General features: G+C 64.4%; 14 protein-coding genes. 5 read left to right on the forward strand and 9 right to left on the reverse strand.

The features are described from left to right. Nucleotides 1-175: 175 nt before the first annotated feature. Nucleotides 176-1,303, reverse strand: coding sequence for a response regulator (locus AC4QBL_RS16275; protein ID WP_472908274.1), 1,128 nt, complete (start codon nt 1,301-1,303; stop codon nt 176-178). A 280-nt stretch (nt 1,304-1,583) separates the two neighbouring features. Here AC4QBL_RS16275 and hemB point away from each other — a divergent pair, with 280 nt between their 5' ends. After that, nucleotides 1,584-2,585: a porphobilinogen synthase gene (gene hemB / locus AC4QBL_RS16280; RefSeq protein WP_472908273.1), complete on the forward strand. Its 1,002-nt coding sequence runs from the start codon at nt 1,584-1,586 to the stop codon at nt 2,583-2,585. A 22-nt stretch (nt 2,586-2,607) separates the two neighbouring features. Then, a complete protein-coding gene (locus AC4QBL_RS16285; protein WP_472900118.1) occupies nt 2,608-3,726 on the forward strand; it encodes a magnesium transporter CorA family protein in 1,119 nt (372 codons plus the stop codon). Nucleotides 3,727-3,733: 7 nt separating this feature from the next. Here the strand turns inward: AC4QBL_RS16285 and AC4QBL_RS16290 are convergent, their stop codons facing one another. Genes AC4QBL_RS16290 through AC4QBL_RS16305 form a run of 4 tightly spaced genes read right to left on the reverse strand, consistent with a single transcriptional unit; the run spans nt 3,734 to nt 6,640 of the window. Then, nucleotides 3,734-4,384, reverse strand: coding sequence for a glutathione S-transferase family protein (locus AC4QBL_RS16290; RefSeq protein ID WP_472908272.1), 651 nt, complete (start codon nt 4,382-4,384; stop codon nt 3,734-3,736). A gap of 2 nt (nt 4,385-4,386) precedes the next feature. Continuing rightward, nucleotides 4,387-5,262 (reverse strand): amidohydrolase, encoded by an 876-nt coding sequence (locus AC4QBL_RS16295; protein WP_472908277.1) that lies wholly within the window; start codon nt 5,260-5,262, stop codon nt 4,387-4,389. Nucleotides 5,263-5,320: 58 nt separating this feature from the next. Next, nucleotides 5,321-6,004: a dienelactone hydrolase family protein gene (locus tag AC4QBL_RS16300; RefSeq protein WP_472900116.1), complete on the reverse strand. Its 684-nt coding sequence runs from the start codon at nt 6,002-6,004 to the stop codon at nt 5,321-5,323. A 36-nt stretch (nt 6,005-6,040) separates the two neighbouring features. After that, nucleotides 6,041-6,640 (reverse strand): 2-hydroxychromene-2-carboxylate isomerase, encoded by a 600-nt coding sequence (locus AC4QBL_RS16305; RefSeq protein WP_472900115.1) that lies wholly within the window; start codon nt 6,638-6,640, stop codon nt 6,041-6,043. A 111-nt stretch (nt 6,641-6,751) separates the two neighbouring features. Here AC4QBL_RS16305 and AC4QBL_RS16310 point away from each other — a divergent pair, with 111 nt between their 5' ends. The 3 genes from AC4QBL_RS16310 to AC4QBL_RS16320 all read left to right on the forward strand — a co-directional run bounded on the left by AC4QBL_RS16310 (nt 6,752) and on the right by AC4QBL_RS16320 (nt 8,823). Next, nucleotides 6,752-7,498, forward strand: a complete 747-nt coding sequence (locus AC4QBL_RS16310) for an SDR family oxidoreductase (RefSeq protein WP_472900114.1) — start codon at nt 6,752-6,754, stop codon at nt 7,496-7,498. Nucleotides 7,499-7,636: 138 nt separating this feature from the next. Then, complete coding sequence (locus AC4QBL_RS16315) at nt 7,637-8,134, forward strand: MaoC family dehydratase (protein WP_472900113.1); 498 nt, start codon at nt 7,637-7,639, stop codon at nt 8,132-8,134. A gap of 71 nt (nt 8,135-8,205) precedes the next feature. Further along, nucleotides 8,206-8,823, forward strand: a complete 618-nt coding sequence (locus AC4QBL_RS16320; protein WP_472900112.1) for a MarC family protein — start codon at nt 8,206-8,208, stop codon at nt 8,821-8,823. 6 nt (nt 8,824-8,829) lie between these two features. Here the strand turns inward: AC4QBL_RS16320 and AC4QBL_RS16325 are convergent, their stop codons facing one another. Genes AC4QBL_RS16325 through hpaH form a run of 4 tightly spaced genes read right to left on the reverse strand, consistent with a single transcriptional unit; the run spans nt 8,830 to nt 12,323 of the window. Next, nucleotides 8,830-9,828, reverse strand: coding sequence for a 2-dehydropantoate 2-reductase (locus AC4QBL_RS16325; RefSeq protein ID WP_472908271.1), 999 nt, complete (start codon nt 9,826-9,828; stop codon nt 8,830-8,832). A gap of 4 nt (nt 9,829-9,832) precedes the next feature. After that, nucleotides 9,833-10,633, reverse strand: coding sequence for a class II aldolase/adducin family protein (locus AC4QBL_RS16330; protein ID WP_472908270.1), 801 nt, complete (start codon nt 10,631-10,633; stop codon nt 9,833-9,835). Between the two features lie 29 nt (nt 10,634-10,662). Then, complete coding sequence (locus AC4QBL_RS16335; protein ID WP_472908269.1) at nt 10,663-11,481, reverse strand: aldolase/citrate lyase family protein; 819 nt, start codon at nt 11,479-11,481, stop codon at nt 10,663-10,665. 14 nt (nt 11,482-11,495) lie between these two features. Beyond that, nucleotides 11,496-12,323 carry a 2-oxo-hept-4-ene-1,7-dioate hydratase gene (gene hpaH, locus AC4QBL_RS16340; RefSeq protein WP_472908268.1) on the reverse strand — a complete coding sequence of 276 codons (828 nt, stop codon included), beginning with the start codon at nt 12,321-12,323 and terminating at the stop codon, nt 11,496-11,498. Between the last annotated feature and the right edge of the window lie 3 nt (nt 12,324-12,326).

A 12,326-nucleotide genomic window follows, 5' to 3' on the forward strand; every position in this document is an offset into this window, starting at 1 on the left:
TAGGAAGCCTTTTTGCTGTCACACACTAAGGCACCCGCTCAGGGAGGAAAAGCGGGGAGCTTACCTTTCGGCTCACTCGGGTGAAATGGTACACCAATATTTTCCTGACATCGCCGAACCCCTGTCAAATTTGACAAAACCGAGAAAAACGCTGACAGGCCAATCGGTGAAAGCCTTACATCATCTTGGCCAGTTCGAACATGACCGCAGTGCCCAAAGCCTCGCGGATGTTGCCTCGGCCCACTTTCGCCATCGAAAACTCGCCAAAGCCTGACATGTCAAATGAACTGTCGTCCGGCGAAATTTCGACAAACGGAAACTCAAACACCTCGCGCAGCAAATCGCGGCGAAAGGCTTCGAACTCATCGTCCTTGATTTCGGAGTCGATCACGATCAGGTTGGGCATGCGGCCTTTGAGCGCCTCACGGGCCTGACCGAAGTCGACCACGCTGTCGGACATGATGCCAATCTCGCGCAAGGCATCGCGCACGTCGGCGCGAATTTGCAAATTGGGCGAGACAGTGAGCACATAGGTCCCGGAAAGCGACTTGAACATCGACGAGTGCTCATCCGACAAGTCCACCGCCGAAATGCCGTCCACGGCTTGCACGGTGCGGTTGAACAGCGCCGTGAAACTCACGCCCTCTTCGTTAAGTTCACGGTCGATTTCAATGCCGCCGGCCGCCAGGGCGATCTGACGGATCAGCATCCAGCTCAGGTTGTCCGACGTGGTGCTGCTCGACGGCGGCACGCCGTCGTTGGATACACGCACCTGAAAGCGGGCATGCTGCGGCCAAGCATTGAGGTCCATTCGCACGTCGACCCGGCTGCCAAAAGGCAAGCCCCAGTCGAGAACGGCGTTGACAAACGTGTGGGCCACCGTGGGATCGATCAGCACCTCCACCGGCTTGAGCTTGCGGCGCAGCGCTATGCCCAGCACACCGAGCTCTTTTTTTCGCTCCTGCAGCACGCCTTCAACCAGTTCCGCCATGTCCACTTTTTCGTGCGACTGCCGAATGCGGCCACCGTAAAAGCGGTTGATTTGCTGGGCGCTGATACCGCCAAGCTTGATGCGCTCGGCCGGTATGCTGAGCGCGCGGTGCTCAGCCTTGGTGATGCGGCCTTTGATCAACAATTGGTCGATGCTGCTTTGCAGGGTACTGACGCCTTCGGTGATCTGATCGGCCAGGCCCGCCAGCAATTCGGGCCAATGATCGTCCAGCGACCATCCATCGGGCTCAGCACCTCCCCCGGGCTTGACTGACGCGGATGGGTTCGCGTTGCTTTTTTTGGTTTGCAGCATGACGAGAGAAATATGTAGACAGTTGAGGCAGCAGACAGACAAGATACTTGCACAGCCTTGCGTAGCAAAGTGCTGGCACGACACCCAAGCGCGGTTTTCCGTCAGTCGGCTGCTGAAAATACCACCTCCAGCGGACCTTGACCCGCCCGACACTCGCAGTATTTTCTTACTACCGCACAGTTCACCACAATCTTTTGCGTTTTTCAATCAACGGCCAGCGCTGACAACCGACCTCCCGTCGAGAAAATGCCAACGATGGCACTTTGACACAATACCGAACATGCACGCACCTGCCCCCTACCCCCTGTACCGCCCACGCCGCCTGCGCCGCGACGCCTTCACCCGCGATCTGGTGCGCGAACACCGGCTCAGCCCGGCCGACCTGATATACCCCGTGTTTGTGCTGGACGGCGAGAACCGCCGTGAAGCGGTGGGCTCCATGCCCGGCGTGGAGCGCCTGAGCCTGGACCTGCTGCTGCCAGTGGCCGAAGACTGCGTGGCGCTGGGCATTCCGGTCTTGGCGCTGTTCCCGGTGATCGACCAGTCGCTCAAGACGCCCGACGGACAGGAAGCGCTGAACCCCGATGGCTTGGTGCCGCGCGTGGTGCGCGAGTTGAAACGCCGTTTTCCCCAACTGGGCGTGATGACCGATGTGGCGCTGGACCCCTACACCAGCCATGGTCAAGACGGCCTGCTGGACGAGCACAACTACATCCTGAACGACCCCACGGTGGAGATTCTGGTGAAACAGGCCGTGACCCAGGCCGAAGCGGGCGTGGACATGGTCGCGCCCAGCGACATGATGGACGGGCGCATTGGTGCCATTCGCCAGGGGCTAGAGGCGCGTGGCCTGGTACACACGCGCATCATGGCGTACAGCGCCAAATACGCCAGCGCCTTTTATGGCCCGTTTCGCGACGCGGTGGGCTCGGCGGCCAACCTGGGCAAGGCCGACAAGAAGGTCTACCAGATGGACCCGGGCAACAGCGACGAAGCGCTGCGCGAGGTGGCGCTGGACCTGGCCGAGGGCGCCGACATGGTGATGGTCAAGCCCGGCATGCCGTACCTGGACATCGTGCGCCGGGTGAAAGACGAATTCGCCGTGCCCACGTTCGCCTACCAGGTGAGTGGGGAGTACGCGATGCTCAAGGCCGCTGCCCTCAACGGCTGGCTGGACCACGACGCGGTGATGATGGAAAGCCTGCTGGCCTTCAAGCGGGCGGGCGCTGACGGCGTGCTGACCTACTTTGCACGCGACGCCGCGCGGCTGCTGCGCGGCTGAACCCCTTCATTTGCCAGACGCCATGCGCGTTTTCAGCATCCTGCCCGGTGGCGTGAGCGAAAGCTCGGCAGCGCCCGCCGCCTTGCCCGAGCGGGGCTATGTCTGGATTGCCTGCGAGAGAAGCGAGTTCGAGCAACAGCAGGCCACGATCCAGGCCAGCCTGCGCCACCTGTGCGGCGTGTCGATCGTGGACCTGCACGTCTCTGACCTGCTCAACCAGCACCTGCCCTCGCACTTCGACTACACCTCGCAATACGACATCCTGGTCTTCCGCCGCCTGGCGGCGGGACATGGCGAGACCCCCCAAGACATCACCCCGGCACCGGCTCAGCGGCCCAAAAAGGGCGGGCCTCCGGTACTGCGCCGTATCGATACCAGCCCAGTGGGCTTCGCGCTGTTCGACCGCGTGTTGCTCACCGTGCACCCGGCGGGTTGCACCACGCTGGCGCACTACGCTTCGCGGCTGATGTCGTCTGGCGCAACGGATGTGCGCGTCAGTGGAGCGCAGATACCGGCCAGTCCGGCCGACCTGATGCTGCGCATCGTCAACCACCTGGTGGACGGCTACCTGGCGCTGCGCCGTGAGCTCACGCGCCAGCTGGACCACTGGCAGTCCGAGCTGCTGCACCCCAAGGCCCGGTTCAACAACTGGGGGGCGCTGCTGGAAGCGCGCATTGCCTTGCACCACCTGGACGAGATCTGCGAAGACCAGCGCTCGGCCATCCTGGACTGGATCGAGGCACTGGCGGAATGGGAGGTTGTCGAGCAGGGCACCGACCACTTTGGCGGCCACCGCGGGCTGGAACTGCTGCGGGTACGGAGCCGGGACCTGCTGGAACACATCCAGCGCGTGGTGCACCACGTGCGGCAACTCGAACAGAATGCCGAGGTCGCGATCCAGATGCACTTTTCAGCCCAGAGCAACCGCACCAACGACACCATGCGCACCCTCACGGCGCTGACCGCCATCTTTCTGCCGCTGAACCTGATCGCCGGGATTTTCGGCATGAACTTCGAGTTCATTCCGCTGCTGCACCAGAAGTCGGGTTTCTGGTGGGCCATGGGCACCATGAGCCTGACGGCGGTGGTCTTGAGCGTCGTCTTCTGGCGCAAGCGCTACATCGCGCATTCGGGGCGGTAACGCCGTTTCAGACGAACGGGGCGCTCAGGCCCTCGTTGACCAGCACACGCTGTACCGCCGGGCGTTCCAGCATGCGCTGCAGGTAGGGTCCCAGGTAGCGTTTGTCACGTGCTGGCGCGCTGGCAAAACCGCGGGTCCAGCGGCACAGGGTGAACACATAGGCGTCGAGCGCGGTGTAGGCCTGGCCCATGAACCAGGGGCCGCCATGGCGCACGAACTCGGCGTCGAGCTGTTTGAGCAGGTTGTTGACGCGGATTTCAGCATGGTGCTTCACCTCGGCCGCACCCGCCACATTGCCGGCATTCACCCAGCGCTCGGGATAGAAATACACCATGAGCGTGCTCTGCAGCGTGTTGGTCAGCCACATCAGCCATTTGTAAAAATGGGCGCGCTCGTGCGTGCCCAGCGCGGGCGCCAGGCCGCTGGCGGGGTGCGTGTCGCACAGGTGCAGGGCAATGGCGGCCGTCTCGTACAACACCAGCTCACCGTCGGTCAGCACCGGGATCAAGCCGTTGGGATTGAGCTTCAGGTAAGCCGTGGTTTTCTGTGCGTCCTGGGTGCGGTCCACCAGCACACGCTCATAGGGCACGCCCAGCTCTTCCAGCAAGATGTGCGGCACCATGCTGGCGGTGCTGGGGTAGTAATGCAGTTGGATCATGTTCAATTTTTTGGCGTGGCCACGCCAAACAGGCGCGCCCCATTGTCCCAGGCAATGCGCCGGGCCACGGCCGGTGGCAAGCCGCCGAGCCAGGTGCGGCAGCCCTGCATCAGATCGCCGTAGTACAGCCAGCGCTGGTTGACCCAGGTGTCGGAACCGATCATGAAACGGTCGGGGTACTTGAGCATGAGGGCACGCCACTCGGGGCACAGCTGTCCGCCCTCGCAGGTGAGGCCGGGGCGGTAAGACAGTTCGCCCATGAGCAGCGGGTAGCGGGCCATGAGTGCATCCACCCGTTCAACCGGGGTGCCGCCAATGCCGGTGTGGGCCCAAATCAAACGCATGTTCTGACCCTTGGACGGCGTGTTCGCCATTAACAGGTCAATTGCCACGTCATCCACGTGGGCCAGGATGGCAAGGCCTTTTTCGTCGGCCAGCGCCATGAGCTTTTGGGCCACCGGGCCGTTGGCGTTGACGCTGTCGTACAAATGAAATTCACCCAGGCCACGGTAGGGGCCGGCGGGCGTGCCTTGGGCCAGTTCGGCCTGCACCAGGTCCACGATGGTGTCGTCACGGAACCAGTTGTTGTAGTCGGCGCGGTGGCGGTACAGGCGCACAAACGGCACCACGGTCACGCCCGCAGCGCGGGTCTGGTCCTGCGCGGTGGCCAGGGCCTTGGTACCGTCGTTGGGCCGGGAATTGGCCAGCACACCGCGCACGCCGCTGGCCTGCATGCGCGCGAGCACATCGGCCAGCGGGTGCGGGCAACCGGGCGCCGGTGCGTCGTGCACGCAGGCTTCGTCGTTGTAGTGCAGGTGGGCGTCAAACAGCGGGCCAGCGTAGGGCTGCGGGCTTTGCGCCAGCGCCTGAGCGCCCATGAAAAAGCCCGCCAGCGCCAGCCCCAGCGCACGAACGCCCCGCCATGCGGCCAGGGCATCAGCCGACATGCTGCGCCAGAAAAGCCAGCGTGCGTTCGCGCGCCAGCTCGGCGGCGGGCTGGTTGTACGAGCCGCGCTGGTCGCAATTGAAACCGTGGTTGGCGGCGTACACCTGCACCGCCACACCGGGCTGGGCCTTTTTGAAGGCTTCCACCGTGTCCAGGGGAATCCAGTGGTCCTGGTCGCCAAAGTGGGCCAGCACGGGCACCTGCGGCTGGCGGGCGGCATCGGCCTCGCCGGTCATGCCGCCGCCGTAGTAAGGCACCGCAGCGGACAAACCCTTGAGCAGGCAGGCCGAGCGCCAGGTGAGCAAACCGCCCCAGCAGTACCCCAGGATGCCCACCTTGCCGGCTTGCGCCGCGTGGTCAATGGCAGCCTGGATGTCGGGCATGACGCCGGGCTCGGGCAGGGCTTCCACCGCCGTTTTCAGCGCGAAGCCGGCGCCCATGTCGGCCTCGGTGTAACCCAGTTCCACACCGGCTTTGACGCGGTGAAAGGTGGACGGCGCAACCACGAAATACCCGTCGGCGGCATAGCCGTCGGCCACCGAACGGATGTGCGAATTGACGCCAAAAATTTCTTGCAGCACCACCAGGCCGCCCTTGGGCGTGCCCGCGGGTTGCGCCACGTAGGCAGGGAAGGTGAAACCGTCGGCGGAAGTGAGTTCAACGAACTGGCCCATGCAATGCTCCTGTGTGTTGGTTTTTGAAAGGGAAACTCAGGCGGTCAAGCGGCGCTCGACATAGTCGAGCCGGTCTTGACCCCAGAAAATCTCGCCATGAACGACGTAGCTTGGCGCACCAAACACCCCTGCGTCAACCGCCTCGCGGGTGTGCTGCGCGTAAAGCGCCTTGTTGTCAGCGTCCTGGGCCTGCGCCAGCCGCTGAGCGTCCAGCCCGCATTCGGACAGCACAGCGGCCAGCTCGGTGGCATCGGCCATGTTGCGCTCTTGGGCCCAGATGGCCTGGCCAATGGCACCCGTGAGCCGCATGGCAGCAGCTGCGCCGTCGTGTGCGGCCACCGCGGTGATGAGCAGGGCCGAAGGGTCACCGGGCAGCGGAAAGTGGCGCGGCTGCGGGTTCAAAGGCACGCCCAGCGCTTCGCTGAAGCGGCGCAGTTCCACCAGCCGGTAGGCCTGGCGCTGTGGGGCACGCTGTGGCAAGGGCAGACCGCCCGACACGGAGAAGATGTGGCCAAAGTCCACCGGGCGCACACGCACCTCGGTGTTCGTTCGCTGCAGCAGTTCGCTCAGCCGGGCATGGCCCAAATACATCCAGGGGCTCTGGGGTGCAAAGTAATAGTCGAGTGTGCGACGCATGGGTGTCTCCTGGCGCTGTTGTAATCAAGGCTTGCGCAAGCCCTGAAGATATTTGAATTCTGGTGAGCCCGTGTTGTAAGCGATGCCACCCCTTTTTGCAGGAGACCGGTTATGAGCCCCGTGCTTTTGGTGACAGGCGCCAGCCGCGGCATTGGTGCCGCTACCGCCTTGTTGGCTGCGCAGCAGGGCTGGGCGGTGGCGGTGAACTACACGGCCAATTCGCTGGCTGCCGACGAGGTGGTGCGCCGCATCCGTGCCGGCGGCGGCACCGCCATGGCGGTGCAGGCCGACGTGGCCAACGAGGCCCAGGTGCTGGCCATGTTTGCCCGGATCGACGCCAAGCTCGGGCCGCTGAGCGGCTTGGTCAACAACGCCGGCGTGGTGGACGTGAGCGCGCGGGTGGACGAAATGGACATGGCGCGCTGGCGCCGGATGTTTGACGTCAACGTGCTGGGCAGCATGCTGTGCGCCCGCGAAGCCGTGCGGCGCATGAGCACCCGGCACGGCGGCAGCGGGGGCTCCATCGTCAACGTGTCCAGCGCAGCGTCGCGTCTGGGATCGCCGGGCCAGTACGTGGACTACGCCGCGGCCAAGGGTGCCGTGGACGCCTTCACCATCGGGCTGGCCAAAGAAGTAGGTGCCGAGGGCATTCGCGTGAACGCGGTGCGCCCGGGTCTGATCGAGACCGAGATTCATGCCTCGGGCGGCTTGCCCAACCGGGTGCAAGACCTGAAGCACCTGGTGCCCATGCATCGCGGCGGCACCGCCGACGAGGTGGCGCAGGCCATTGTCTGGCTGCTGTCCGACGCGGCAAGTTACACCACCATGTCTTTGTTGGACGTCTCAGGAGGAAGGTGAAATGACACCCCCGCAGCGCTTCGCGCTACCCCCTTTTAGGGGGCGGCACTGGCCGTCCGCCAAAGCCGGCCCGGCGATGCCCTGGGCTGCGCCTTTTTTACACGCCAGGATGGAACTCCGGCACCTTGAAAGACGAACATGACCGCCACCACCCCCGAACAAAGCCCGCACATCAAGGTCTGGTGGGAAGACCTGGAAATTGGCCAGGTGCGCGATCTGGGCACGGTCTCGCCGACCAAGGACGAGATCATCGCCTTCGCCAGCCAGTTCGACCCGCAACCTTTTCACCTGAGCGAAGAAGGTGGCAAGGCGTCGGTATTTGGCGCCCTGAGCGCCAGCGGCTGGCACACCTGCGCCATGGCCATGCGGCTGATGGTGACGAACTTTTTGTGCGAAACGTCCAGCCTGGGCTCACCCGGCCTGGAGAGCCTGAAATGGACCAAGCCGGTCTACCCCGGTGACGTGCTGCGGCTGCAGCACACCATCACCGAAAAGCGCCCCATGAGCAAACGGGCGGACGTGGGCCTGGTGCGCACGGTGTGGGAAATGTTCAACCAGCACGGCGACAAGGTGCTGCACATGGAGGGCTACGGCATGTTCCGCAGACGCCTGCCGGGCGACGGATCGCCACGGTAGCGGCGCATGAATACCACCTGAAATCCGCTGATGCTGCGTGGCGGCGCGCTTCCTGCCCCACAATCCGCAGCATGGATTTCAAGCCCCTCATCACCCTGCTGGCCATCGTCAACCCGCTGGCCATCGTTCCGTTTTTCATCCACTACACGCAGGGCTTTTCGGCCAAACAGCGCCGGCGCACGGTGTTGATTTCGTCGGTCAGCGCGTTCGCGGTGATCGCCACCTGCGCCATCATCGGCCTGCAAATTCTGGAGTTTTTTGGCATCTCGCTGGCCAGCTTTCAGGTGGGCGGTGGCATGTTGCTGCTCACCTCAGCGCTGTCCATGCTGAACGCCCAACCCGCTGAAGCCAAGACCACCCAGGGCGAGGTGGACGACGCTTCGGCCCGGGCCTCCATCGCTGTGGTGCCGCTCACCATTCCGTTGCTCACCGGGCCGGCCACCATGTCCACCGTGGTGATTTACGCCGACCAGGCCGCCACCTTTTTGCAGCACGCCGCGCTGGTGGGCTACGGCGTGGTCATCGCGCTGGCCACCGCCGTGTGTTTCACGCTGGCCCAGCCCATTTCGCGGTTCCTGGGCCAGACCGGCATCAACGTGATGACCCGGCTGATGGGCCTGATCCTGGCCGCACTGGCGGTCGAGGTGATGGCCACCGGGCTGGTGAAGCTGTTTCCGGCGCTGCTGTAAACAGACTCAAGCCGGGTACAGGCCCAGCGTCTGCGCCTGCAGACGGCTGAGCCCCAGCAGCGCATCGGTGAACGGCGTGGCCACACCGGTGAGCTGCCCCAGCTCGCGCACCACGCTCACCAGCGCATCCAGCTCCACCGGCTTGCGGGCCTCCACGTCTTGCAGCATGGACGTTTTGAACGCCCCGAGCTTGAGCGTCACGGCGTGACGGTCAGCCGGCTGCTGCTCAATGGGAATGCCGATGCGCTCGCCAATGGCCTTGGCCTCCAGCATCACCGCACTGATGAAACCGCGCACCAGTTCGTCGCTCAAGATGCGGTCGGTGGTGGCGCCCGTGAGCGCACTCACGGGGTTCACCGTCATGTTGCCCCAGAGCTTGTACCAGATGTCTTTTTGAATCTGGGGCGACACCGTGGCGCTGAGCCCTGCATGCTGCAGCAGTGCGGCCAGCGCCTGCACGCGTGGGCTTTCACCCCCAGCCGGCTCACCCACGATGAGACCGTTGCCAAAGTGGTGGCGAATGGCGCCCGGCGCGTCCACCGAGCAGCTGGCGTGCACCACGCAGCCGATCACGTGGGCGGCGGGCATGGCACGGGCCAGGGCACCCTCGGGGTCGATGGTTTGCAAACGGGTGCCCGCATGGTTGCCACCAAAGCCGTCGAAAAACCACCAGGGCACGCCATTCATGGCCGTCAACACCACGGTTTTGGGGCCCAGCAACGGTGCCACCAGCGGCGCCACCTTGGCCAGCGCCGGTGCTTTCACGGCCACGATCACCAGGTCTTGCGGGCCGAGCTGGCTGCCATCGGCCACAGCTTGAACGCTCACGGTTTGCTCGCTGTCGCCGCTGCGCAAACGCAAGCCCTCGCGCTGCAAGTTGGCCAGCGTTTCGCCTCGCGCGATGGCGCTCACCGTACAGCCCGCCTGCGCCAGCCGCACACCCAGCCAGCCGCCAATGGCGCCCGCGCCCACGATGGTCACACGTTGAAATGTCGGTTCGTTCATGGTTTCAATGCTTGTAGGAATCGTCAAGGCGGTCCACCTGACGCACCAGGGCGTTGAACACGTCCTGGCCTGCGCCGTGGTTCGGGTTGAACTGCAGCGCGTCGCGGGTGCATTTTTCAGCAATGGCCTCGGGCACCGGGATGGCCGCTTCAGCTCCACCCATGCTGAAGGTGGCCAGCTGGATTTCGCAGGCCCGTTGCAGCGTCCACAAAATGGCAAAGGTCTGCGCCAGCGTGGCGCCCCAGGCCAGCAGGCCGTGGTTGCGCAAAATCACCGCCGGTTTGTTGCCGATGCTTTGCAGCACGCGCGGCCCCTCCTCCGCGTGAATGGTAATGCCCTCGAAGTCGTGGTAGGCCACCATGCCGTGCAGCTGGGCGCTGTAAAAGTTGGTCTGCTGCAGGCCGCCTTTGAGGCAGGCCACGGCCACGCCGGCCGTGGTGTGGGTGTGCATGACGCAGTGCGCGCCTTCCAGTCCACCGTGGATGGTGGCGTGCACCACGAAGCCCGCTGGATTGACCCGGTGCGAAGAGCCATCGAGCACCTCACCCTGCAGGTTGATCTTCACCAGATTGCTCGCTGTGACTTCGCTGTAGTGCAGGCCAAACGGGTTGATCAGGAACTGTTTTTCGGCGCCGCTCACGCTGTCGGGCAAGCGCAGCGTGATGTGGTTGTAGATCATCTCGGTCCAGCCCAGGTGGGCGAACACGCGGTAGCAGGCGGCCAGCTCCAAGCGGGCGGCCCACTCGTCGGGATGCATGCCGGAGGGTGCGGCCGAGGTGGTGTTGACAGGCAAGATGGCGTTCATGGGGGCATTCCTTCGCTGCAGATCAAGGGTCAGTACACACTGCCCTTGGGCAAATCGGCGGTGGCTGTGGCACCGGTCTTGAAACGTGCAGCCAACGCGCTGGTCTGGCGCGCCAGTATCTGCGTGTCCAGGCCCACCGCCACAAACACCGCGCCCAGCGCCAGGTAGTGACTGGCTTGGGCTTCGTCGGTGGTGAGGATGCCGGGCGCCTTGCCGGCGCGCAGGATGCGGCAAATGGCATCCTCAATGGCGGCCTGCACCTCGGGATGGCCAGGGTTGCCCACATGGCCGAGCGATGCCGACAAGTCGGCCGGCCCAATGAAAACCCCGTCGACCCCCGGCGTAGCGGCAATGGCGTCAAGGTGACGTAGCGACTCACGGGTTTCGGCCTGCACCAACAGGGAAACCTGTGCGTTGGCTTCCTTTGCATAGTTCGGGTATCGGCCCCACCGCGACGCACGGGCTCCCGCCATGCCGCGCACGCCACCCAGGCCATCGTCCTGCGGATAACGGCAGGCACGCACCAGCTGAGCGGCCTGCTCGGGCGTGTCCACCATGGGTACCAGCAGGGTCTGCAGGCCAAGGTCGAGGTACTGCTTGATCAGGGTCGTGTCACCGACCGGCACACGGGCGATGGCGTGCGAACCGGGGTAGGCCGCAATGGCCTGCGCCTGCGCCAGCACGTCCTGCAGTCCGTTGGGTGCATGTTCGCCGTCGATCAACAGCCAGTCGAAGCCGGCCCCGGCGCAAATTTCAGCGCTGTAAGCATGAGCCAAACCGAGCCACAGGCCAATTTGCTGCCGGCCTTGAGTGAGCGCTTGCTTGAAGGTGTTGGTGGGTGTTTTCATGCTGGAGTGTGGGTTCAGACAAAACGAAATTTCAGGCAACCCAGCGGGCCGTAGTCGGCCTCGAACAGGTCGCCTGCTTGGGCGGCCACGGGCCGCGTGAAGCTGCCCGCCAGCACCAGCTCGCCTGCCTCCAGCCGCTCGCCCCAGGGCGCGAGTTTGTTGGCCAGCCAGGCAATGCCGACAGCCGGGTCGCCCTGCACGCCCGCGGCCAGACCGGTTTCTTCCACCGCGCCGTTTTGCCGCAGGATGGCGCCGCACCACGGGCGGTTGGTGCTGTGCGGGTCGGCACGAAAAGCCGGGTCGCCGGCACCGACGACGATGCCGGCGTTGGCCGCGTTGTCGCTGATGGTGTCGTAGACCTTGCGCATGGCCTTGGTGTCGCGGTCGAACTGCTCAATGCGGGCGTCGATGATTTCGATGGCGGGGGTGATGTAAGCGGTGGCGTTGAGCACGTCGTCCACCGTCACGTTGGGCCCGGCCAGTGGCGCCTTGAGCACGAAGGCCAGCTCGACCTCCACACGCGGGGCGATGAAGTTCTTCATCGGGATCTCCAGCACCTCGCCGGCCTTCGCGGTGTAAAGCATGTTGTCGAGCAGGGTGCCGTAGTCCGGCTCGTCGATCTGGCTGCTGATCTGCATGGCGCGGCTGGTCAGGCCGATCTTGTGACCGATCACTTTGCGGCCTTCGGCTTGTTGCAGCTCGACCCAGGCGCGGCCAATGCGGTAGCCGTCTTCAATCGTCATGCCCGGGTGGCGTTTCGAAAAGTGCTCGACCGGGCTGCGCGTCTGCTGCGCGCGCTGCAGCTCGGCCGCAAGTTGCTGGATAAGGGTGTTGTCGAACATGGT

Source organism: Hydrogenophaga sp. L99 (assembly GCF_058731905.1).

Bases quoted from the DNA above. Each gene is read 5' to 3' on its own strand.
- AC4QBL_RS16275 (WP_472908274.1), bottom strand. From the start codon at position 1,303: ATGCTGCAAACCAAAAAAAGCAACGCGAACCCATCCGCGTCAGTCAAG.
- hemB (WP_472908273.1), top strand. From the start codon at position 1,584: ATGCACGCACCTGCCCCCTACCCCCTGTACCGCCCACGCCGCCTGCGC.
- AC4QBL_RS16285 (WP_472900118.1), top strand. From the start codon at position 2,608: ATGCGCGTTTTCAGCATCCTGCCCGGTGGCGTGAGCGAAAGCTCGGCA.
- AC4QBL_RS16290 (WP_472908272.1), bottom strand. From the start codon at position 4,384: ATGATCCAACTGCATTACTACCCCAGCACCGCCAGCATGGTGCCGCAC.
- AC4QBL_RS16295 (WP_472908277.1), bottom strand. From the start codon at position 5,262: ATGGGCGCTCAGGCGCTGGCGCAAAGCCCGCAGCCCTACGCTGGCCCG.
- AC4QBL_RS16300 (WP_472900116.1), bottom strand. From the start codon at position 6,004: ATGGGCCAGTTCGTTGAACTCACTTCCGCCGACGGTTTCACCTTCCCT.
- AC4QBL_RS16305 (WP_472900115.1), bottom strand. From the start codon at position 6,640: ATGCGTCGCACACTCGACTATTACTTTGCACCCCAGAGCCCCTGGATG.
- AC4QBL_RS16310 (WP_472900114.1), top strand. From the start codon at position 6,752: ATGAGCCCCGTGCTTTTGGTGACAGGCGCCAGCCGCGGCATTGGTGCC.
- AC4QBL_RS16315 (WP_472900113.1), top strand. From the start codon at position 7,637: ATGACCGCCACCACCCCCGAACAAAGCCCGCACATCAAGGTCTGGTGG.
- AC4QBL_RS16320 (WP_472900112.1), top strand. From the start codon at position 8,206: ATGGATTTCAAGCCCCTCATCACCCTGCTGGCCATCGTCAACCCGCTG.
- AC4QBL_RS16325 (WP_472908271.1), bottom strand. From the start codon at position 9,828: ATGAACGAACCGACATTTCAACGTGTGACCATCGTGGGCGCGGGCGCC.
- AC4QBL_RS16330 (WP_472908270.1), bottom strand. From the start codon at position 10,633: ATGAACGCCATCTTGCCTGTCAACACCACCTCGGCCGCACCCTCCGGC.
- AC4QBL_RS16335 (WP_472908269.1), bottom strand. From the start codon at position 11,481: ATGAAAACACCCACCAACACCTTCAAGCAAGCGCTCACTCAAGGCCGG.
- hpaH (WP_472908268.1), bottom strand. From the start codon at position 12,323: ATGTTCGACAACACCCTTATCCAGCAACTTGCGGCCGAGCTGCAGCGC.